The following is a 19,882-nucleotide window of genomic DNA, read 5'->3' on the forward strand; positions in this document are numbered from 1 at the left end:
AGAATGCACTGGGCGCTGTGGGACCGTCGGAACTGGCTGTGCATCTGTGCTGGGACGGAGGGATCCGGGTCAACGGTGCGGTGTGCGGCGGGGTGCGTGGTGCAACAGACACGCGGGATAGTGGCGCAGAACCGGGGTGGCTGGTCACCGGGTTCGAATTGATTTTCGCCCGCGACACCGTTGCAGGCGGCGAGACACCCGATGAAACCGACCTGATGAGCGAAGGCTGTGGGGACCTGACCCCAACCGATCTGCTGGAAAGCTGGTCGCGGCATCTGCTGAATTGGATCAGCCGATGGGAAAGCGAAGGCATGGGACCGCTGCACACTGAATGGGCTGGTTTGGCCTATGCAATGGGCGAGGACGGAACCTTTCTTGGCCAATCGGGTCATTTTCTGGGACTGGATGAAAAGCTTGGCCTCTTGCTTCGCAGCGATGGGCAGACCATGCTCTTGCCGGTGACTGACCTTCTGGAGATCCGTTCATGAAACTCGCACGAGCCATTCATTTCGACGAAAGCGATCAGCGCGTCTTTCATTCCCCGGCCCGCACAGGCGAGTGGTGCATCTCGGGCGGGTTCGAATTTTCCAACTGGTCCGAGGTCGATTTGGAAGGCCGCGCAAAACAGGCGTTCACCAATGGCTGGCTGGGGGTCGAAACCTTTGGTCGGGTGAGCTTTGTTGCAGTGACGCAGTTGGAGCCATCAGAGCACGAAGCCTTGGTGCAGGGATTGGCGCAGCATTTCGTTGATCTTTATGGCGCACCGTCGGTGGATGCCGCGCGCCCGGTGGCCGAGGCCGAAATCGCGCATATGGCCGAGCTGTGCGACGAACATGCGCCCAACACGCTTTTGACGGTCAGCCGAGAGTTGACTGAGGCCGGGGTGAAAGAAGCGTTTCGTGTGATCGAGCCGCAAGAGGCGGATATGGCGCTTTTGGCCGTGCATGGGTCATTGGACGAGTAGACGGTCAAGTCAGCGCGCGTCTGCCACATCTTGCGTCGGCATCTCGCCAGAGATTTCCAAGATCAGCTTGCGCTTCACCGCTTCGGCAAAAGAGGCCCGGTTCTCTGCTGTCACCACAAAGGCGCCCAGTCCGCCGATGATCTGCGCCTCGTATTGCGCCTCAAGCCCGCCCTGCGCGCGGCCCGGATCGTCGGGGCGCAGGATTGGCAATGCGTTGATCGTCACGCCCGCTGCCACGACGGTGTCGCGCGCTTCGGCGATCGACGGGCCGGAATAGCTGCGTACGGAGTCGCCGGAAAAATCGATCACCCGCCGCCAGCCATCGAAATCGTTGGTGTCCATCAATCGCAGGCCTTCGAGCAATGCTGCACCTATGGCGTTGCGCCCGTAGGCCTGTCGCGGTTTGTTGAGCAATTCTGCAGCGAACAACGTGGCACTGTCCGGCCCATCAATGCGTGTCCAGTCGGCGACAACGGCCTGATTGGCGGCCCATTCGACATAGGTGACGGCAATTGAGCCATAGGCCGTATTGGCAATGGCGGCCAGCACCTCGGGATCGGTGATCGCCTGTGCGTAGCCTTGACGTTGAAAGTCGATCTCTCGCTGGTCGATGGAGCCGGATGCATCGGCGAGCAGCACCAATTCAAGATCGGTGTCTTGCGCAAAAGCGGGGGCGGCGAGGTTAAGCAGAAGGATCAGGAACAGGCGGCGCATAACAAATCCTCTTGGCTGGATGATTTATAGCTAGGGCAATCACCGCAGACCTCAAAAGGATTGATCCGGATCAACGCAATGCTGCTGGTTTGCCTGCATAATTGATGCATCTTTTGTCAGTCGGAGTGTCTTCCATGCGACGTGCTTTTGCCTGCTTTTCCCTTCTTGCCCTGACCGCTGCGCCGTTGATGGCGCAGGACGTCGATCATGGGCGTGCCCTGTTTCAAACCCATTGCGCCACATGTCACGGGGCGGATGCCAAAGGGCAGGGGCCGCTGGCCCCAGCGCTGGTCTTGCAGCCTGTGGACCTCACTGCGTTGGCCGCGCGTCACGACGGCGTGTTCCCGTTAGAGCGGGTTCTCAAACGGATCGACGGGACGGACCCATTGGTCAGCCATGGATCGCCCATGCCTGTCTACGGTCCCTATTTCGAAGGTGTGGCCAACACGCCAATGAAACTGCCAAGCGGGCAGCCGATCCTTGTATCGGACCCGATTGCGGATTTGGTTGGGTATCTACAATCGGTACAGAGCACGGACTAGTCAGCACTTAGTCCTCGGATGTCGCTGCCCGTTCCGCGATCCTCAGGCATAGATCGGTCGCTTTCGTCATGTCCTGCACCGACACCCATTCCAGTGGGCCGTGGATGTTTTGCATGCCGGTAAAGAGGTTGGGGCAAGGAACGCCCATCTCGGTCAGGCGCGACCCGTCGGTGCCGCCTCGGATCGGGACTGAAAGTTCCTGAATTCCGAGATCGGCCAGAGCGTCACGCGCCAGATTTACCGGCGTCATATCGTTTTCAAGCCAGTACCGCATGTTGCGGTATTGTGGGGTGATGGCGCAGGTGATTTCGGCGCGGGGTTCCGTGGCGGCGATGGTGTCGCAGACCTGACGCAGCAACGCGCCCTTGGCCTCGAGCCCGTCACGTTCGAAGTCGCGCAGGATAAGGCGCAGCACCATCTGGTCCGCGCTGCCCTGCATGTCGACGGCATGGATAAAGCCATCCGCCCCGTCCGTCGTTTCCGGCGTCATGGTGACCTGCGGCAAGGTCTCGACGATTTTCGATGCCAAGTGAATGGCGTTGACCAGCTTGTCTTTTGCAGTGCCGGGATGGATCGACACCCCGGTCACGGTAACGACGGCGAAATCGGCTGAGAATGTTTCGTAGGTGATTTCCCCCAACTCGCCACCGTCGAAGGTGTAGGCAAAATCGACACCCAGATCGGCGGGCAGGTTTTCATCCACGCCGCGCCCGATTTCTTCGTCAGGGGTAAACGCCACACGGATCGTCGGGCGCTTGATATCCGGGTTTTCCAAAAGATGACGGGCTGCGGCCATGATGATGGCGACCCCGGCTTTGTCATCTGCGCCGAGCAGAGTCAGGCCGGAAGCCGTGACGATGTCATGCCCGACCTTTTCCGCCAGATAGGGAAAGTCGTCGGGGGATAGCACCAGATCAGGGTCGTCCGGATAGGTGATTGCTCCGCCATTGTACCCTTCGACCACGCGGGGTTTGACATCTGTGGCGTTGAATTGTGGGGCAGTGTCGACATGCGCCAGAAAGCCGATGGTTGGACCCGGGGCGGTGCCGGGGATCGTGGCGATGACCGTGCCATAGGCGGTTTTGGTCACGTCTGATGCACCCATCTCGGTCAGTTCAGTGACCATCAGGTCGAGCATGTCATGCTGACACTCTGTCGATGGCGCGCCAGGTCGGTCCATGTCCGATTGGCTGTCGATAGCGCAATAGCGGACCAGACGGGTCTTCAGCTCATCGTGGAAGGGGTGCATGGGTGGCTCCTCGTTTGGTTGGGTGGAGGGGGCCGGACGAGGGTGGAAGAGTCAAGAGGGACTAGAATTGCCAGCCACGGGAAGTCTTGTGGCTGGCCAAGATGTTTGAAACTCGGGTTATTCGGCAAGAGCCACGTCGCGAGGGCCGGCGAAGTCGAGCAGGCCAATACACGGTACGTCGCCATCACAGCGGTCAGCATGCACGACGCCGCCTTTCACGAACGCATAGTCGCCCGCGCCGGTAGGAACCTCGGTCCCGTCTTCTTCGATGTGGACCCAGTTGCCTTGGATGCTCAGCCCCCAATAATCGTGGGTATGTATGTGCATTGGAAGGGCGACACCGGGGCCCATCTTGATAAGCCAAGCGGCACCTGTCGCGTCGTTGCCCCACGCCAATGCAAGCTGTACGCCCGGGATCGGTGCATCGACCCATTCCACCGTGTCGAGCGAGACGTGGGCACCCCCGTGGCTGTGGCTTTCGGCCATAACAGAGGTCGAGATAAGGGCAGCTGCGACTGCAGAAATCAAAGTCTTCAACATTGGTTTGTCCTGTTTGGAATTATTTGGTACTGGTTGGTACGAATAAAATTTGACTACTGTCAATAATAAAAAACCGACTGGTATAAAATGTCATCAGAAACCAAGAAGCCGGGGCGAGGACGCCCGAAGACACTTAGCAAAGACCACGTGATCGACGTGGCGATGCACGCCTATTGGGAGGAGGGACCAAGCGAGGTGTCGTTGAACGAGGTCTGCCAACGGGCTGGGGTGTCCAAACCGTCGGTGTACCGAGAATTCGGCAATGACGATGGTTTGTCCGCGGCTGCCCTTCAAAGATATGCCGAAACTGTGCTGTCGGAGATGCTGGCTATCGTTGGCAGTGACGACGGAGTTGCCGACAAGATTCGCAAAATCGCTTTTCTCTCGGCCGAAGACCCGTTGCACGAACACGGCTGCCTGTTTGTCAGTATGCGCAGCACCAAAGCGCAGATGGGGCCGCAAACCCAAGAGTTGATCGACCAGATCGAAGACATGGCGTTCGATGCCTTCGTCGGCCTGCTGACCGAAGCGAGCGCGTCAGGTCAGTTGAAAAACGACATCTCGGTGGAGTTGGCGGCAAGATACCTGCACGCGCAAATCGGAATGGCGCTTGACCATCGAGCCAGAGGCCAAGACCCCAAAGAAGTACTGGACTTGGCACTTTCGGTGTTGGTTGAGCCGGAGGAGTGAGCCAGATTGGGAAAGCATGATGAACAGCCCGAGTGCAAAGGGGTTGCAGTGTTCATCAGTGCAACAAAACCCGCTTAGTGGAAAAAGCGCCCGAAGAATTTCCGGGCGCTTTTGTGTCTCAGTGCTTTAGGGTAGTTGGCCTTAAAGCCAACGTAGTCCGATCAGTTCGGGATCTCGCTGGTGATGCCTTCGATGTAGAAGTCCATGCCCAGCAGCGTGCCGTCATCTGCTGTTTCACCCTCGGCCAGCCATGCAGAACCGTCCTGTTTGTTCATCGGGCCTGTGAACGGGTGGTATTCGCCTGCTGTGATCGCGTCGATCATCGCCTGTGCTTCGGCTTGCACATCGGCGGGGATGGCGTCGTTCATTTCACCGATTACGACTTCGCCCTCGGGCATGCCCGCCCAGCTGTCTATCTGCTCATAAGAGCCGTCCATCAGAGCGCCAACGCGCTTGACGTAGTAGGGCGACCATTCGTCGATGATGGATGCGATACGCGGGCCGGGGGTGCCGTCATCGTTGGTGGTGAAGGCCGCCATGTCGGACGCCTGACCAAAGCCCCATGCGCTGCCGCCTTCCTTGCCGATCTCGGCAAGTGGTGCAGTGGAGTCGGTGTGGGCCGTGATTACGTCGACACCTTGATCGAGCATGGCGCGTGCGGCGTCGGCCTCTTTCGCAGGGTCGAACCATGTGTAGGCCCATGTCACAACCAGCTCGACATCTGGGTTCGCCAGCTTGGCATGGTGGTAGTACGAATTGATGCCCATGATCACTTCGGGGATCGGGAAGGACCCGATGTAACCGATCTTGTTGGTCTGGGTCATCTTGCCCGCGATGTGGCCCACAACGGCGCGGCCTTCGTAGAACCGCGCGTTATAAGTCGATACGTTCGGATGCTCGCGCTTGTAGCCGGTGGAATGTTCAAACTTCACGTCCGGGAACTTGGCCGCGACATTGTTGGTCGGGTCCATGTAACCGAAGGATGTGGTGAAGATGATGTTGCAGCCCGACAGCGCCATCTGAGTGATCACACGTTCGGCATCGGCGCCTTCCGGTACGCTTTCCTGCCATGCGATTTCGACCTTATCGCCGTACTCTTCCTTGACGGCCAACGCGCCTTGATGGTGCTGGTACGTCCAGCCGCCATCGCCGATGGGGCCGACATAGACGAAACACGCCTTGGTCACGTCTTGCGCCATGGCGGGGGCGCCAAAGGCCAGTGTCAGGCCTGCTGCGGCTGTCGCAAGTAGGGTTCTGCGGATCATAGATAGTCTCCCGGTTGGTGAGGTGCCTGGCACCCCGATTGAGTGAATGCTCCCGGTTGTCTCACCGGGTCGCATGGAAGGTTTGTCCAAGGTTCGCTGGCGCGTCGTGGCTGCTGCGCTTGCGGTTGGACGAGATGAAAACAAGCACGAGGATGGTTATCAGATATGGTGACATCGACAAGTACTGCACACCCCATGTCAGTCCAGCGGCTTGCAAATTCAGCTGGAGTACCGTGATGCCGCCGAAAAGATACGCACCGATCAGAACACGGCCCGGGCGCCAGCTGGCAAAGACCACAATGGCCAGTGCGATCCAGCCCGCACCGGCGGTCATGCCCTCGGTCCATTGCGGCACGCGCACAAGGCTGAGGTATGCGCCGCCCAACCCGGCACAGGCGCCGCCGAACATGATCGCAAGCAGGCGCACGCGCACCACCTTGTAGCCCAAGGCGTGCGCGCTTTCGTGGCTCTCGCCCACCGCGCGCAGGATCAGCCCGGCCCGGGTGTACTTGAGGAATGCCCAGACAGCGACGACGATGCACAGGCTCAGGTAGACCATGATGTCATGAGAAAAGAGCATCCGGCCCACGACAGGCAGGTCGCTGAGGACGGGGATGTCGAGTTTGGGTAGGCTGACAGTCTTTTGCCCCTCGTAGGGTTTGCCCAACAGCGACGACAGTCCCAAGCCGACCAGCGTAAGGCCCAGGCCGGTGGCCACCTGATTGGACAGAAATACCTGCGTCAGCACGCCGAACGTCAGCGACAAAGCAGCGCCCGCAATCGCCGCCGTGGCAAAGCCCAGCAAAGGTGCGCCGGTGTTGATGGCGACGATAAAGCCGATCACTGCCCCGGTGATCATCATGCCCTCGACTCCAAGGTTCAGGACGCCTGATTTCTCGACCACCATTTCGCCGATAGCCGCCAGCAGGATCGGTGTGGCAGAGATCATGATCGACGCGACCAAGAGGATGGGGTTGATGTTGCTCAGGTCCATGTCGGGGCTCCGTGAACCAGATGAATGATCCCTGCGGTGGCGAGCGCCACGGCCAGCATCAGACCGACATGCCGCAGCGTTGGACGATGTGCGAGAACCCGCGCGAGCACAGGCCAGCGGCGGTGCAAACCAAAGGCGACACCCACCGCCGCAAGCCCGATCACCGCCACATGGGCCAGCACAAAAAGCACACCCGACGCACCACCGTTGCCGGTCAGAACGCCGTGTATCATCATCAGCGCCATTGCGCCCATCATGATCCCCATGCCAACCGGAATTATAACCTTCGGTCTCATGTTGTCACCTCGCCTGTTCCCCACCGCAGCCGATAGTTAGTCAAGACATCGACCCCCAGCAGGAAGAACAGCAACATCCCCTGGAATAGCTGGATCGACGCGCCTGGCACGCCCAGCATCAACTGCGCCAGTTCGCCGCCAATATAGGTCAGCGCCATCAACAGCCCGGCCAGCAGGATGCCCACCGGGTGCAAGCGGCCAAGGAAGGCCACGATAATCGCGGTGAAGCCGTAGCCCGAACCAAAGTCGATGCTGACCTGGCCTGCGGGGCCGGTGACTTCGAAAAGCCCTGCCATTCCGGCCAAGGCCCCGGCAAGGCCAAGGCAGAACAGGATTGTGCGGGCTGGGGACACACCTGAGAATTTCGCAGCGCGCGGGGCCTCTCCGGTCAGGCGGATGTTGAAGCCTTGAATGTGCCGCGTCAGCAGGACGTAGGCGAGGATCACTGCAATGAATGCCGTCAGCACGCCCAGATGCATGCCGGTGTTGGGCATCAGCTCAAGGTTCTGTGAAGACGACCACTGTGACAGGTTGCGCGAGCCGGGAAAGCCCATGCCTTCGGGGTTGCGCAAGAGCCCTGAGGACACAGACGCAAGTATGTTCTCGGCCACGTAGACCAGCATCAAAGACACGAGAATCTCGTTGGTCCCGAACTTAACTTTCAAGAGCGCGGGGATCATCGCCCAAGCCCAGCCGCCAAGCGCCCCTGCGATGATCATCAGCGGCAGGATCAATACCGACTCCATCGGGTAGAGCGCAAGTCCAGCCGCAGCACCGCAAATCGCACCCATGATGTATTGGCCCTCGGCGCCAATGTTCCAGATGCCCGCGCGAAAGCCAATGGACAGACCGATGGCAATCAGAATCAGTGGCCCTGCCTTCACCAGCAGTTGTGGTCGCGAAAAAGCTGCGAATTGTGGGTGGAACAGAGGATCCCAGAAGATCGTGCGGATCGCTTCGACCGGGGATGTGCCGATCAGGCCGAACATGATGCCGCCGAACAGCATCGTCAGCAGAACGGCAAGGACCGGGGTTGCGACGGTCCAAGCCTTGGATGGCTGCGGGCGCTTTTCGAGACGGATCATCGCAGACCCTCCGGATGTGCGGGGCGGCATGCGTATTTTGCATATTTGGAAAAAGAAGAACGAGGGGGTGGCGCGTACCGCTCCTGCTTCTTCTTTTCAAAAATATGCAAATACAACGACACCGTTTTGGTGGGCCTGTTGGCCAATGCGTCATGCCTCAACATGGGCCACCTCCATGTCATGCGCGCCACCCATCATCAGGCCGATCTCTTCCATGTTGAGGTCCGCCACCGGTTTGAGCGCTGACAGCCGCCCTTCGTTCAACGCGCCAAACCGGTCCGAGATTTCCAGCAGCTCGTCCAGATCCTGACTGACCACGAGGATTGCAGCACCTTTGGACGCCAGATCAAGCAACGCCTGTCGGATGGCAGCCGCCGCCGCCGCATCCACGCCCCATGTGGGTTGGTTGACGATAAGGATGTCAGGGTTCTGAGCCACTTCGCGACCGATAACGAACTTTTGCAGGTTGCCACCCGACAGCGCGCGGGCCGCGACATGGGTGCCGGGAGTGCGCACGTCGAAGCGTTTGATCACATCCGCGGCAAAGCCATCGGCGCGTTTCCAATTGATGAAGCCGTTGTTCACCAGCTTTTGTCGCCTCCCCGCAGTGAGCACGGCGTTTTCCGTGAGGCTCATGTTCGGGGCTGCGGCATGACCCAGCCGTTCTTCGGGCGCTGTCAGAAAGCCGGACGCGCGCCTTTGGACAGGGCCATCGCGGCTCACATCCGCGCCTTTGACCCAGATCGTGCCGCGTTTGGTCGTGCGTTCCCCAGACAGCGCCAGCAGCAATTCGTCCTGTCCGTTGCCTGCAACGCCGCCAAAGCCCAAGACTTCGCCAGAGCGCAGCTCAAAACTGATCCCGCGCAGCGGTGTGCCAAACGCACCAGGGGCGGGCATGGTCAGGTTGTCGACCCGTAGCAGCACCTCGCCGGGTGTGGTGTGTTTCGCAGCGGGAGAGGCAAAGCTGGACCCGATCATCATTTCCGCCATCTGGCGGGCCGTGGTTTCCGACGGGGTGCAGGTTGCGACCTTTTTCCCCAAGCGCAGGATGGTGGCGTGATCGCAAAGCGTGCGGATTTCTTCGAGCTTGTGGCTGATATACAGAATCGCCGTGCCTTCGGACTTCAGCTTGCGCAGCGTTTGGAACAGGATTTCGACCTCTTGCGGGGTCAGGACCGATGTTGGTTCATCCATGATCAGGAGGCGCGGGTCTTGCAGCAGACACCGAATGATCTCGACCCGTTGGCGTTCGCCTGCCGAGAGCGTGCCGACGGTTCGCGCAGGATCAAGCGGCAGACCGTAGGTTTCCGACACGTCCCGAATTTGCTTGGCCAGATCGCGACGGGGTGGCGGGTTCTCCATGCCAAGCGCCACGTTCTCGGCCACATCCAGCGCATCGAACAGCGAAAAGTGCTGAAACACCATCGCGACCCCGGATTTGCGCGCAGCACTTGGTTCAGACGGCGCATAAGGGGCTCCGCGTAGGGTCATCGTGCCCTTGTCAGGCTTGACCAGCCCGTAGATCATCTTGACCAGCGTCGACTTGCCAGCCCCGTTTTCACCAAGCAATGCGTGAATCTCGCCTTCGCGGATGTCGAAGGACACGTCGTCATTGGCGACGACGCCGGGATACGCTTTGGTCAGGCCCGAGAGGCGTAAGAGGTCGTCTGGCGCGTTGGTTGGCACGTGGCACCTGCTTTGGTCGTTGAAAGGCTCAATAGCTGCGCAGCGACCCCAACGGCAATCGCCTGCGGGTGCTTTCCGAGTGATTTTTGCCCAATCGGGCAGCAAATGCGAGTTATTTGGGCGTCGGTGTGCCCCATTTTCTTGAGGCGCGATATGAAGCGCGCCCATTTTGTGTCTGATCCGATCAGCCCGGCAAATCGGAAACCGCGGTGCAAGAGAGCGTCGCACAGGCCCAGATCCAGTGCGTGCGAGTAGGTCACGACAACATGCGCGGCGTCTGCGGGCGCATGGCGAACGACGCGGAGCGGATCGCTCGCGGGCAGAGCGTTCACGGTGTCCGGGACGCGATCGGGAAAGCGGTTTGGTGCGGTATCGACCCAGGTGAGGTCGAATTCTGGAATCGGGTCCAGAACATCGACCAGCGCCCGCCCGACATGGCCTGCACCCCAGATCCATATTTTTTGGCTGAGCTGTGTGAAAGCTTCAACATACCATCCGTGCAACATGCGGGGGCGCAGATCGACACCTTGGTTGCGGGCGCAGGTGGTCAGGCGCTTGACCGCCAGCGGCATGTCGCCGGGCCCCCGCGCAAACACCGTTTCGCCTTCCAAGGCCGAAAGCCGGTTGGTATCGTACACCTCGGTCAGCAGGGTCACCGCGCCGCCACAGCATTGGCCTAGCTCGGGACCAAGCGGATGACGACTGAAGCCCTCGCGCTGAAATGCCTGTTGGGCCGCTTGATACTCCAAAGCGCCGCCGCCGATGGTGCCAGACTGACCGCCTTTCCAGACGAGCATTGCAGTGCCGACCTCGCGCGGAGAGGAGCCCTGCACATCGGCGATAACGACGCGCGCGACTGGGCCGTGACGGGCGACAGCGGCACTTAAGGCGTTCAGATCAAACGCCATCTCGCACCCCTTCAATTGCCGCAAGCACACGTTCCGGCGTCGCGGGTGCGTCTAGGGCTGGATAGCCGTCGCCACAGGCCGCCACCGCATTCGACAGCGCCAGAAAGACCGACATGCCCAGCATGAACGGAGGTTCGCCAACCGCCTTAGAGCGGTAGATCGTATCTTCGCGGTTGCGACCCTCCCAGAGCGCCACGTTGAACACGTCCGGGCGGTCCGAACAGGCTGGGATCTTGTAAGTCGACGGCGCGTGGGTGCGCAGGTGGCCGACCTCGTCCCAGACCAGTTCCTCAGTCGTAAGCCAGCCCGCGCCTTGCACAAACCCGCCTTCGACCTGTCCAATGTCAAGCGCGGGGTTCAGGCTGCTGCCAGGATCATGCAGAATATCTGTACGCAGAATTCGGTATTCGCCGGTCAACGTGTCCACGGCCACTTCGCTGATTGCGCCGCCGTAGGCAAAGTAAAAGAACGGGCGACCCTGACCCTTGATGCGGTCCCAGCTGAGTTTTGGCGTTCGGTAGTAGCCGGTGGCCGATAGACTGATCCGTGCTTCGTAGGTCAGTTGTGCGACCTGCGCAAAGCTGTAGGTTTCGCCCTGGACGGTAACGTTGCCTTCGGCAAAGACCACATCATGCGCGTCACATTGGTGGAGGCTCGCCAGATGGTTCGCCATCCGGTCGCGGATCGTGTCGCAGGCCACCTTGACTGCCATGCCATTCAGGTCCGACCCGGAAGAGGCTGCTGTGGCCGAGGTGTTCGGCACCTTGGCCGTATCCGTCGCGGTGATCTTGACCATCTCCAGCGGCACGCCAAAACGATCTGCTGCCACCTGCGCCACCTTTTGGAACAGGCCTTGTCCCATCTCGGTGCCGCCGTGGTTCATATGGATCGACCCATCCTGGTACACATGCACCAGCGCGCCCGCTTGGTTCAGATGCGTGAGTGTGAACGAAATACCGAACTTTACAGGCGAAAAGGCGATGCCCTTTTTGATCACAGCATTGTCCGCGTTCCATTCTGTCACCGCGGCGCGGCGTGCGGCGTACCCGGACGATTCCAGCAGCCGGTCTGTCATCTCGTGCAGAATGAAATCCTCGACAACTTGGCCGTAGGGTGTGGTTTGCCCTGCCTCAGCACCCATTGCGCCAGTGTTCTCGACCAGCTCTTCAGACCCGCGCGAGGCGATGTCCTGCTCCTTCATCTTGCCAGGTAAACTCCGGGGGGGCGCCGGAGGCGCGGGGGGCTGGCCCCCCTCAACCTCAGGCAAATAGTAATTTGCCTGACGCACAGTGACCGGGTCGAGACCAATGTCATGCGCGATATGGTCCATAACCCGTTCGATCCCCAGCATGCCCTGCGGGCCGCCGAACCCGCGAAAGGCGGTGGCGCTTTGGGTATTGGTCTTGAGCCGGTGGCTCTCAATCCGCGCATTTGGCAGGTGATAGGCGTTGTCGGCATGCAGCATCGCGCGGTCGGCGACCGGGATCGACAAATCCTGCGCCCAGCCGCAGCGTGTATATTGTTCGAACTCGATCCCGAGGATCGCGCCCTGATTGTCAAAGCCCACGCGGTAGGCGATGCGGAAATCATGTCGCTTGCCGGTGATCATGAAATCATCGTCACGATCATAGCGCATCTTGGCCGGTTTACCGGTGGCCGATGCGACCACGGCGCAGGCAATGGCGAGTGCGTTGCCCTGGCTTTCCTTGCCGCCGAACCCGCCGCCCATGCGCCGGGTTTCGACGCGGACGGCGTGCATCGGTAAATGTAGCGCATGGGCAACTTTGTGTTGAATCTCGGTCGGGTGTTGGGTCGAGGAATGCACCACCACGTCGCCGCCTTCCTGCGGCAGCGCCATAGCGGATTGGCCCTCAAGGTAGAAATGCTCTTGCCCACCCATTTCGATCACGCCACTGATCTGGCGTGGGGCGGTGTCGATGGCTTCGCCCGCATCTCCCTTTTCCCAGATGCGTGGCCCGTCCTCGAACCGGCTGTCTGCGGCCAGCGCCTCGTCGATGGTCAGGATCGCGTCGCGTTCGGCATAGCTGATCTGACCAAGACGCGCCGCCTTTCGGGCGGCGAGGTGGCTGGTGGCTGCGACCAGAAAAACGGGCTGGCCCAGATATTTGATCGAGGCTCCGGACAACATCGGTTCGTCGTGGTTTGAGGGAGAACAATCGCAATCGCTGGGCAGGTCCTTAGCCTCCCAAACTGCGACTACACCGGGCGCAGCGCGCACCTCGTCCAGATTGATCGAGGTGATGCGACCAGCGGCAATCGTGCTTAGGCCGAATGCCAGGTGCAGCGTGTTTTGTGGAGTGGGAATGTCATCGACATAGCGCGCCTGTCCTGTGACATGCAGGCGGGCGGCATCATGGGGCAGGGGTTTTGCGACACTCATGACGACACGTCCAAGACATTTGACTGAGTGCCTTGATCCTCGTGCCAATAGCGCAACAACATGTTTTCCGCAGCCCGTAGACGATAATCAGCAGAGGCCCGCATATCGGTCAGTGGGGCAAAGTCATCGGCCATTTTGGCCATCGCGGTGCGGATTGTGTTCTCGGTCCACTTGGCCCCTTTTAGGACCGCTTCGACCGTGCCTGCGCGTTTCGGGGTACCAGCCATGCCGCCGAACGCGATGCGGGCATCTGTGACGAGGCCGTCTGCGATGGTGATGTTGAACGCACCGCAGACGGCAGAGATATCCTGGTCAAAGCGTTTGGACAGTTTGTAGACTTTCAAGCCCGGGGCGTGGCGCGGGAGAGTGACGGCTTCCACGAATTCGCCTTTGGCCCTGTCCTGTTTGCCGTAGTCGATAAAAAAGTCTTCCAACGCCATGTCGCGGCAGTGGTCGCCGGCGCGCAGATGCAGGGTTGCACCAAGGGCAATTAAGGCTGGAGGATTGTCGCCAATGGGTGAGCCGTTGGCGATGTTGCCACCAATGGTGGCTGCTGCGCGCACCTGTGCCGAGCCATACCGGCGGATCATTTCAGCATAAGATGGATGTAGATCTTTGACTGCCGCCAGCACGCGGTCCATCGTGACCCCCGCACCGATCCGGAGGGTGTCTTCGGAGTCCGCGATCTCCTGCAGATCGCGGCAGCGGTTGAGAAAGATCACCTCATCCAGATCGCGCAAGGATTTCGTGACCCAGAGACCCACATCCGTGGCACCTGCGATCAGGGTTGCGTCGGGGCGCGCGGCGTAGGCGGTGGCAAGCTCCTCTAGCGTTTCGGGGGCATCGACGCCGGGGGGCTGTCTGCCCCCCGGACCCCCCGAAGGATATTTATGAACCAGAGAAGCAGGGGGAGCGTCTTTCATCCAATCGGGCACGGGCTGGTCGGTGGCGGCTTGTGCTGCGCGGATGATTGGGGCGTAGCCGGTGCAGCGGCAGAGATTGCCCGCGAGCGCATCGTCGTGGCCAGTGTCACCATTCAAATGCGCCACCGCCATCGACACGACAAAGCCAGGAGTACAAAAGCCGCATTGCGAGCCGTGGTGGTCGATCATCGCCTGTTGAACCGGGTGCAGAGTGCCGTCCGGGCCGCTGATGCCTTCGACCGTGCGCACGGCGCATCCCTGAAGCTGCGGCAGAAACAGGATGCAGGCGTTCAGTACACGTGCGCCGCGTGCGTCTGTGACCATCACCGTGCAGGCGCCGCAATCACCTTCGTTGCAGCCTTCCTTGGTTCCCGTCAGCCCACGTTCGTCACGCAGCCAGTCAAGCAGTGTCACCGTCGGCGACACGTCCTGCAGTTCCACGCTCTCTCCGTTCAGAAGAAAGGTGATGTCCATGTGATATAACCTGCCGCCTTACCATTCGCCCCTGTTTTTGCGCGCCCTCGATGCGGCGTAGAAAGTGCGCGGGGTATCCCTGCTATACCTCAAGGCTAGGCAAGGCGGTGCCGGTTTTGCAAGCGAAAAAGATCCCGTCGGGAAGGTCGCGCCGATGGGCCTAGGCAGGATTGCTGGAAATTTGGGCGTTGAAAGGACTGACGCTAGGGCCTTGCTATGCGAATGGCCTGAAAGTCAGGCGTGACACAGCGTGAGTTTAGAATTCGGGATGAAATCCGAGGTCTGGGGCTTTCGCATGATCCAACCCCAGCATATCGTGGCAGCCATGGCAGAACCTCGATTCATTCACCTTCGCGTGCATTCCGAATATTCGCTTCTTGAAGGGGCGGTTCGGCTTAAAAAACTACCAGATCTGTGCGTGTCCAAGGACATGCCGGCGGTGGCGTTGACAGACACCAATAACCTGTTTGCAGCGCTTGAGTTTTCAGTTGGAGCCGCTGGGGCAGGGGTTCAGCCGATCATTGGCTGTCAGGTTGATCTGCGCGTGGCCGACCCGGTACCGGGTGAACGGGCCAAGCCGCCCGCACCTGTGGTTCTGTTGGCGCAGTCAGAGGTTGGATACGAGCATCTGATGAAGCTTAATTCCTGCCTGTATCTGCGCCATGACGGGGAGCTGCCGCATGTCACGCTGGATGAGCTGGCACAGCACAACGAAGATGTGATCTGCCTGACCGGCGGGCCGGATGGGGCGATTGGGCGAATCTTGCAGCAAGGCAATCGCGGTGCTGCCGAGGCGGTGATGCAGCGTCTTGCGGGGGTATTCGGCGATCGGCTTTACGTCGAGTTGCAGCGGCATCCCGGCGACACTGGTCTGCCGGAAAACGAACGTTTGACCGAACGCCCTTTTGTCGAAATGGCCTATGCGATGGGTCTGCCTCTGGTGGCGACCAATGATGTCTATTTCCCGAAATCCGACATGTACGAGGCGCATGATGCGCTGATCTGTATCGCTGACGGGGCCTATGTCGATCAGCAGGAACCGCGCCGTCGATTGACGCCGCAGCATTATTTCAAAAGCCCGCAAGAGATGGTGACGTTGTTTGCCGATCTGCCCGAGGCGACACAGAACACCATCGAGATCGCGAAACGCTGCGCGTTCATGGCCTATCGACGCGATCCCATCTTGCCGAAATTTGCGGATGATGAGGTCGAAGAGCTTAAGCGTCAGGCACGGGAGGGACTCAAGGCGCGATTGGCGGTGATTCCGCATGCGGCTGAGGTCAAAGACTATGAAGCCCGGCTTGAGTTCGAGTTGGACATCATCGAAGGCATGGGTTTTCCGGGTTATTTCCTGATCGTTGCCGACTTTATCAAATGGGCCAAAGACCACGACATTCCGGTTGGGCCGGGGCGCGGGTCGGGTGCGGGGTCGTTGGTGGCCTATGCGTTGACCATCACCGACCTCGATCCACTGCGATATCAGCTTCTGTTTGAACGCTTCCTGAATCCGGAACGTGTGTCGATGCCCGACTTCGACATCGACTTCTGCATGGACCGCCGTGAAGAGGTGATCCGCTATGTGCAGGACAAGTACGGGACAGATAAAGTGGGTCAGATCATCACCTTTGGTGCGCTCTTGTCCAAGGCGGCGGTGCGCGACGTGGGGCGGGTGTTGCAAATGCCGTATGGGCAGGTGGACCGTCTGTCCAAGATGATCCCTGTCGAAGGGGTCAAACCTGTCAGCATCGAAAAAGCGCTCAAGGATGAACCCCGCCTGCGCGAGATGGCGCGCGAGGAAGAGGTGGTGGACCGGCTTTTGACCTATGGTCAGCAAGTCGAAGGATTGCTTAGGAACGCCTCGACCCACGCGGCAGGTGTGGTGATCGGCGACCGTCCGCTGGACGCGCTGGTGCCGCTTTACCAGGACCCGCGTTCGGACATGCCCGCGACCCAGTTCAACATGAAGTGGGTGGAACAGGCCGGTCTGGTAAAGTTCGACTTTCTGGGCCTAAAGACTCTGACGGTGATCCAATACGCGCTCGACATGATCTTTAAGACCGGGCGCCCATTACATGTCGCTGCGGACGGGACCGAGCTTTACCAACCCGCCAAAGGCGCGGAAAACGATATCAGCCATATCCCTCTGGATGACGAAAAAAGCTACAGGCTTTACGCCGCGGCCAAGACTGTCGCGGTGTTCCAGGTGGAAAGCTCGGGCATGATGGATGCGCTCAAGCGCATGAAGCCGACCTGCATCGAAGACATCGTGGCGCTTGTGGCGCTCTATCGTCCCGGCCCGATGGAAAACATTCCCACCTATTGCGAGGTCAAGAACGGCTTGCGCGAACGGGAATCCGTGCACCCGCTGATCGACCATATCCTTGAGGAAACGCAAGGTATCATCGTCTATCAGGAACAGGTGATGCAGATTGCGCAGGTTATGGCGGGTTACAGCCTTGGCGGCGCCGACCTGTTGCGCCGTGCGATGGGTAAGAAAATCAAAGAGGCAATGGACGCCGAACGCCCTAAATTCGAAAAGGGCGCGGCAGAGAACGGCGTTGAGGCGAAGAAAGCCTCTGAGGTGTTCGACCTTCTGGAAAAGTTCGCCAATTACGGCTTTAACAAGTCCCACGCTGCTGCCTATGCCGTGGTCAGCTACCAGACGGCGTGGCTCAAGGCGAACCACCCTGTTGAGTTTATGGCCGGGGTGATGAACTGCGATATTCACCTGACCGACAAGCTGGGTGTGTTTTTCGAAGAGGTGAAAAAGGGGCTTTCCCTACCGTGGGTGCCGCCCTGCGTGAACCGCTCTCAGGCGATGTTCGACGTGCAGGACGGGGCACTGGTTTACGCGCTGGGCGCGTTGAAGAATGTCGGCGTGGAAGCGATGAAGCTGATTGTCGAGGGTCGTGGCGACAAACCTTTTGTGAACCTTTTCGATGTGGCACGCCGGGTCGATCTGAAACGTGTGGGCAAGCGGCCTTTGGAAATGCTGGCGCGGTCGGGTGCGTTTGATCAGTTGGACCGCAACCGTCGCCGTGTGTTCGAAAGTCTTGATGCGTTGGTCGCGTATTCGGCGGCAATCCATGACCAACGCGCGTCGGCGCAGGTTTCGCTGTTTGGTGAAGCGGGTGACGACCTGCCCGAACCGCGGTTGTCGCCTGTCACCGACTGGTTGCCTGCAGAACGGTTGTCTGAAGAGTTCAAGGCAGTCGGCTTCTATCTGTCTGGTCACCCGCTGGATGATTACATGTCCGCTCTCAAGCGCAAAGGCGCTATGACGCTTGACGATGTTTTGGCCAAGGCGCAGGGCGGCCCATGCGTGGTCAAGATGGCGGGTGTGGTTGCCGGGCGGCAGGAACGGAAATCTGCCCGTGGCAACCGTTTCGCCTTTGCTCAGCTAAGCGATCCGACGGGTGCCTATGAGGTCACGCTGTTTTCGGACACGTTGGAGGCTGCGCGCGATCATTTGGAGACCGGATCAAAGGTCATGGTGACTTGCGAGGCGACGCTCGAATCTGATCAGCTCAAACTGCTTGGCCGGTCAGTTGCGCCAGTGGATATCGCCGTTGCCGACGCAGTGAGCATGGGGTTACGCATCTTTGTCGATGAACCCGATGCGGTCGCGCATGTGGCGTCTGTCCTGACCCGCGCGGCAGATCAATTGCCGAAAGCGGGTAAGGGCCCGATCCGCATCTGTTGCCTTAATGCGCCGGGTCTTCCGGGTGAGGTTGATGTGGCTTTAGCCCGCGAATTCCCCGTGACACCCGAGATTAAGGGCGCGATCAAATCGCTGGGCGGTGTATTGGATGTCGAAGAACTTTAGGCCGCCGCAAGCGGGATATTGCAGCCCTGCTGGACGTGTGGCCGCGCCATCGCTACGGTGCGCGTAGGGAGTGCGAGGGAAGACATGAACCGTATCGCTGCGATTGTGATCGCTGCAAGCCTCGTTGCAGGCTGCGCGTCTGACCCGCTTCGCGGTGTGCCGCGTCTGTCTGAAACCGATGTAAGCGACAGTGAAATCCAGATCGCGATCCGCGCCGAGGCTGATGGTGATCTGGCTGAGCAAGACACCACGCCTGTAGCACCCGAAGGACAAGGTTTGTTTGGACGACTGTTCGGCGGAAATGCTGCGCAGGATGCGGAAGCAGACGCGCCGGCCGAGACCGAGGTCGCCGCCGATCCGTCTGAGCCCCTCGAAGAGGTTGCAGCGATAGACGTGGCTGAACCTGCCCCGGCAGCAGCCCCGCGTCGTGGCCTTTTGGGCTTTCTGAGCCGGGCCGCGCAATCGGCGCAAACTGCGGATGATACAGATGGAACGGAGGTCGCCGCGCTGGCACCGCAAACGCAAAGCGACGCGGCCCCCCGTCGCGCCGCACGTGGTGGCCCCAAGCCCGGTGACCCAGATTACGAGGTTGTCCCCATGGGTACAGTGTTGCCGTATGGGACGTTGGCCCGGGTCTGCGATGTTCCGAACCGGCAGCTTGGAACGCGCGTCGAACGATATCCGGAAGCGCGGTCAACCTACGCGATCTACGACTCACAGCCTGGGACAACGTCGCCTCACACCTTTTATGTGACCGGTTTTGATGACGGCTGCGCGCGGCAGTTCACCGCCGCTCTGGCGATGTTCGGCAGCCCTGAAACCCACGAGCAATTGCGCTATGGCCTGCCTGCAAAGGTGCAGCCCTTTTCGGAAACTGATGCGGCGTATGAAGTGGTGAAATCGCGCGTGTGTCGCGTTGGACGGGGTAAGCCATGCGGATCAGCCATGTCGCGGCTTGCGCGTAATACGGTGTTTGTCAGCGTGTACGAACGCTTTGGATCAAACCCGGTGTGGAAGACGATCCTGCTTCATGATGGCAAAGTGGTCGAGACAGATATTCGCAGCAATTGAACTTTGACTTGGAGATTTCGACCAAGGGTAACCTGGCGTTTCTCAATGCGGCGCAGCGCCTAGTAGTGCGGGGGGCGTTCGTCCCCCATCACCATCCCGCCTGAGCCTTCGACCTCGCGTTCCGCCTCGCGCATCATCAACATCTCAACCCGCGCAGTGAGGCGGTCGATCTCCTTGGCTTGGGCGGCCACGGTATCGGACAGATCGTCTGTGATGCGTATCAGATGCGCGATGCGTTCTTCGAGGGCGGTGAT

The 19,882-nt window shown here is 59.9% G+C and carries 18 protein-coding genes; 6 read left to right on the plus strand and 12 right to left on the minus strand.

Translation table 11 applies throughout. The annotated features are described in order from the left end of the window. Positions 1 to 488 (plus strand): DUF4444 domain-containing protein (locus ACTG4M_RS03955; protein ID WP_439122336.1); only part of this gene is annotated, 488 nt, incomplete at its 5' end. Next, positions 485 to 964 (plus strand): DUF6505 family protein, encoded by a 480-nt coding sequence (locus ACTG4M_RS03960; protein ID WP_439122337.1) that lies wholly within the window; start codon positions 485 to 487, stop codon positions 962 to 964. The genes ACTG4M_RS03955 and ACTG4M_RS03960, both read left to right, overlap by 4 nt. A 9-nt stretch (positions 965 to 973) precedes the next feature. Here the strand turns inward: ACTG4M_RS03960 and ACTG4M_RS03965 are convergent, their stop codons facing one another. Next, positions 974 to 1,678: a DUF1194 domain-containing protein gene (locus ACTG4M_RS03965; RefSeq protein WP_439122338.1), complete on the minus strand. Its 705-nt coding sequence runs from the start codon at positions 1,676 to 1,678 to the stop codon at positions 974 to 976. Between the two features lie 134 nt (positions 1,679 to 1,812). On the opposite strand from ACTG4M_RS03965, the gene ACTG4M_RS03970 reads away from it, so the two are divergent. Further along, complete coding sequence (locus ACTG4M_RS03970) at positions 1,813 to 2,220, plus strand: c-type cytochrome (RefSeq protein ID WP_439122339.1); 408 nt, start codon at positions 1,813 to 1,815, stop codon at positions 2,218 to 2,220. A gap of 7 nt (positions 2,221 to 2,227) precedes the next feature. Here ACTG4M_RS03970 and pepT read toward each other — a convergent pair whose 3' ends face one another. Next, a complete protein-coding gene (pepT, locus tag ACTG4M_RS03975; protein WP_439122340.1) occupies positions 2,228 to 3,469 on the minus strand; it encodes a peptidase T in 1,242 nt (413 codons plus the stop codon). Between the two features lie 117 nt (positions 3,470 to 3,586). Then, positions 3,587 to 4,009 (minus strand): cupin domain-containing protein, encoded by a 423-nt coding sequence (locus ACTG4M_RS03980; RefSeq protein ID WP_439122341.1) that lies wholly within the window; start codon positions 4,007 to 4,009, stop codon positions 3,587 to 3,589. Between the two features lie 87 nt (positions 4,010 to 4,096). Here ACTG4M_RS03980 and ACTG4M_RS03985 point away from each other — a divergent pair, with 87 nt between their 5' ends. Further along, positions 4,097 to 4,699, plus strand: coding sequence for a TetR/AcrR family transcriptional regulator (locus ACTG4M_RS03985; RefSeq protein WP_439122342.1), 603 nt, complete (start codon positions 4,097 to 4,099; stop codon positions 4,697 to 4,699). 161 nt (positions 4,700 to 4,860) lie between these two features. On the opposite strand, the gene ACTG4M_RS03990 is transcribed toward ACTG4M_RS03985, so the two are convergent. The 8 genes from ACTG4M_RS03990 to xdhA all read right to left on the minus strand — a co-directional run bounded on the left by ACTG4M_RS03990 (position 4,861) and on the right by xdhA (position 14,731). Further along, positions 4,861 to 5,964: a BMP family ABC transporter substrate-binding protein gene (locus ACTG4M_RS03990; RefSeq protein WP_439122343.1), complete on the minus strand. Its 1,104-nt coding sequence runs from the start codon at positions 5,962 to 5,964 to the stop codon at positions 4,861 to 4,863. A gap of 61 nt (positions 5,965 to 6,025) precedes the next feature. Continuing rightward, complete coding sequence (locus ACTG4M_RS03995; protein WP_439122344.1) at positions 6,026 to 6,958, minus strand: ABC transporter permease; 933 nt, start codon at positions 6,956 to 6,958, stop codon at positions 6,026 to 6,028. Then, on the minus strand, positions 6,949 to 7,254 hold the full coding sequence (locus ACTG4M_RS04000; protein WP_439122345.1) for a hypothetical protein: 306 nt from the start codon (positions 7,252 to 7,254) through the stop codon (positions 6,949 to 6,951). Before ACTG4M_RS04000 ends, ACTG4M_RS03995 begins: the two co-directional genes overlap by 10 nt. Further along, entirely contained in the window at positions 7,251 to 8,339 is a 1,089-nt protein-coding gene (locus tag ACTG4M_RS04005) for an ABC transporter permease (protein WP_439122346.1), read from the minus strand. The genes ACTG4M_RS04000 and ACTG4M_RS04005 overlap by 4 nt, the downstream gene beginning before the upstream one ends. 150 nt (positions 8,340 to 8,489) lie before the next feature. Further along, positions 8,490 to 10,025 (minus strand): ABC transporter ATP-binding protein, encoded by a 1,536-nt coding sequence (locus ACTG4M_RS04010; RefSeq protein WP_439122347.1) that lies wholly within the window; start codon positions 10,023 to 10,025, stop codon positions 8,490 to 8,492. Further along, positions 9,980 to 10,933, minus strand: coding sequence for a xanthine dehydrogenase accessory protein XdhC (gene xdhC / locus ACTG4M_RS04015; protein ID WP_439122348.1), 954 nt, complete (start codon positions 10,931 to 10,933; stop codon positions 9,980 to 9,982). The genes ACTG4M_RS04010 and xdhC overlap by 46 nt, the downstream gene beginning before the upstream one ends. Then, on the minus strand, positions 10,923 to 13,334 hold the full coding sequence (xdhB, locus tag ACTG4M_RS04020; RefSeq protein WP_439122349.1) for a xanthine dehydrogenase molybdopterin binding subunit: 2,412 nt from the start codon (positions 13,332 to 13,334) through the stop codon (positions 10,923 to 10,925). The genes xdhC and xdhB overlap by 11 nt, the downstream gene beginning before the upstream one ends. Continuing rightward, positions 13,331 to 14,731 carry a xanthine dehydrogenase small subunit gene (xdhA, locus tag ACTG4M_RS04025; RefSeq protein ID WP_439122350.1) on the minus strand — a complete coding sequence of 467 codons (1,401 nt, stop codon included), beginning with the start codon at positions 14,729 to 14,731 and terminating at the stop codon, positions 13,331 to 13,333. Before xdhA ends, xdhB begins: the two co-directional genes overlap by 4 nt. Positions 14,732 to 15,056: 325 nt before the next feature. Here xdhA and dnaE point away from each other — a divergent pair, with 325 nt between their 5' ends. Together dnaE and ACTG4M_RS04035 are read left to right on the plus strand one after the other, a co-directional pair. After that, on the plus strand, positions 15,057 to 18,557 hold the full coding sequence (gene dnaE / locus ACTG4M_RS04030) for a DNA polymerase III subunit alpha (RefSeq protein WP_439122412.1): 3,501 nt from the start codon (positions 15,057 to 15,059) through the stop codon (positions 18,555 to 18,557). An 84-nt stretch (positions 18,558 to 18,641) separates the two neighbouring features. Next, positions 18,642 to 19,628 (plus strand): hypothetical protein, encoded by a 987-nt coding sequence (locus ACTG4M_RS04035; RefSeq protein WP_439122351.1) that lies wholly within the window; start codon positions 18,642 to 18,644, stop codon positions 19,626 to 19,628. A 59-nt stretch (positions 19,629 to 19,687) separates the two neighbouring features. Here ACTG4M_RS04035 and ACTG4M_RS04040 read toward each other — a convergent pair whose 3' ends face one another. Then, on the minus strand, positions 19,688 to 19,882 hold the full coding sequence (locus tag ACTG4M_RS04040; protein ID WP_439122413.1) for a SlyX family protein: 195 nt from the start codon (positions 19,880 to 19,882) through the stop codon (positions 19,688 to 19,690).

This window comes from Marivita sp., from assembly GCF_965656765.1.
Lineage (GTDB): Bacteria > Pseudomonadota > Alphaproteobacteria > Rhodobacterales > Rhodobacteraceae > Marivita.

Bases quoted from the DNA above. Each gene is read 5' to 3' on its own strand.
- ACTG4M_RS03990 (WP_439122343.1), bottom strand. From the start codon at position 5,964: ATGATCCGCAGAACCCTACTTGCGACAGCCGCAGCAGGCCTGACACTG.
- xdhB (WP_439122349.1), bottom strand. From the start codon at position 13,334: ATGAGTGTCGCAAAACCCCTGCCCCATGATGCCGCCCGCCTGCATGTC.
- ACTG4M_RS04000 (WP_439122345.1), bottom strand. From the start codon at position 7,254: ATGAGACCGAAGGTTATAATTCCGGTTGGCATGGGGATCATGATGGGC.
- dnaE (WP_439122412.1), top strand. From the start codon at position 15,057: ATGGCAGAACCTCGATTCATTCACCTTCGCGTGCATTCCGAATATTCG.
- ACTG4M_RS04005 (WP_439122346.1), bottom strand. From the start codon at position 8,339: ATGATCCGTCTCGAAAAGCGCCCGCAGCCATCCAAGGCTTGGACCGTC.
- ACTG4M_RS03980 (WP_439122341.1), bottom strand. From the start codon at position 4,009: ATGTTGAAGACTTTGATTTCTGCAGTCGCAGCTGCCCTTATCTCGACC.
- ACTG4M_RS04035 (WP_439122351.1), top strand. From the start codon at position 18,642: ATGAACCGTATCGCTGCGATTGTGATCGCTGCAAGCCTCGTTGCAGGC.
- ACTG4M_RS03970 (WP_439122339.1), top strand. From the start codon at position 1,813: ATGCGACGTGCTTTTGCCTGCTTTTCCCTTCTTGCCCTGACCGCTGCG.
- xdhC (WP_439122348.1), bottom strand. From the start codon at position 10,933: ATGGCGTTTGATCTGAACGCCTTAAGTGCCGCTGTCGCCCGTCACGGC.
- ACTG4M_RS03960 (WP_439122337.1), top strand. From the start codon at position 485: ATGAAACTCGCACGAGCCATTCATTTCGACGAAAGCGATCAGCGCGTC.
- xdhA (WP_439122350.1), bottom strand. From the start codon at position 14,731: ATGGACATCACCTTTCTTCTGAACGGAGAGAGCGTGGAACTGCAGGAC.
- ACTG4M_RS03965 (WP_439122338.1), bottom strand. From the start codon at position 1,678: ATGCGCCGCCTGTTCCTGATCCTTCTGCTTAACCTCGCCGCCCCCGCT.
- pepT (WP_439122340.1), bottom strand. From the start codon at position 3,469: ATGCACCCCTTCCACGATGAGCTGAAGACCCGTCTGGTCCGCTATTGC.
- ACTG4M_RS03995 (WP_439122344.1), bottom strand. From the start codon at position 6,958: ATGGACCTGAGCAACATCAACCCCATCCTCTTGGTCGCGTCGATCATG.
- ACTG4M_RS03985 (WP_439122342.1), top strand. From the start codon at position 4,097: ATGTCATCAGAAACCAAGAAGCCGGGGCGAGGACGCCCGAAGACACTT.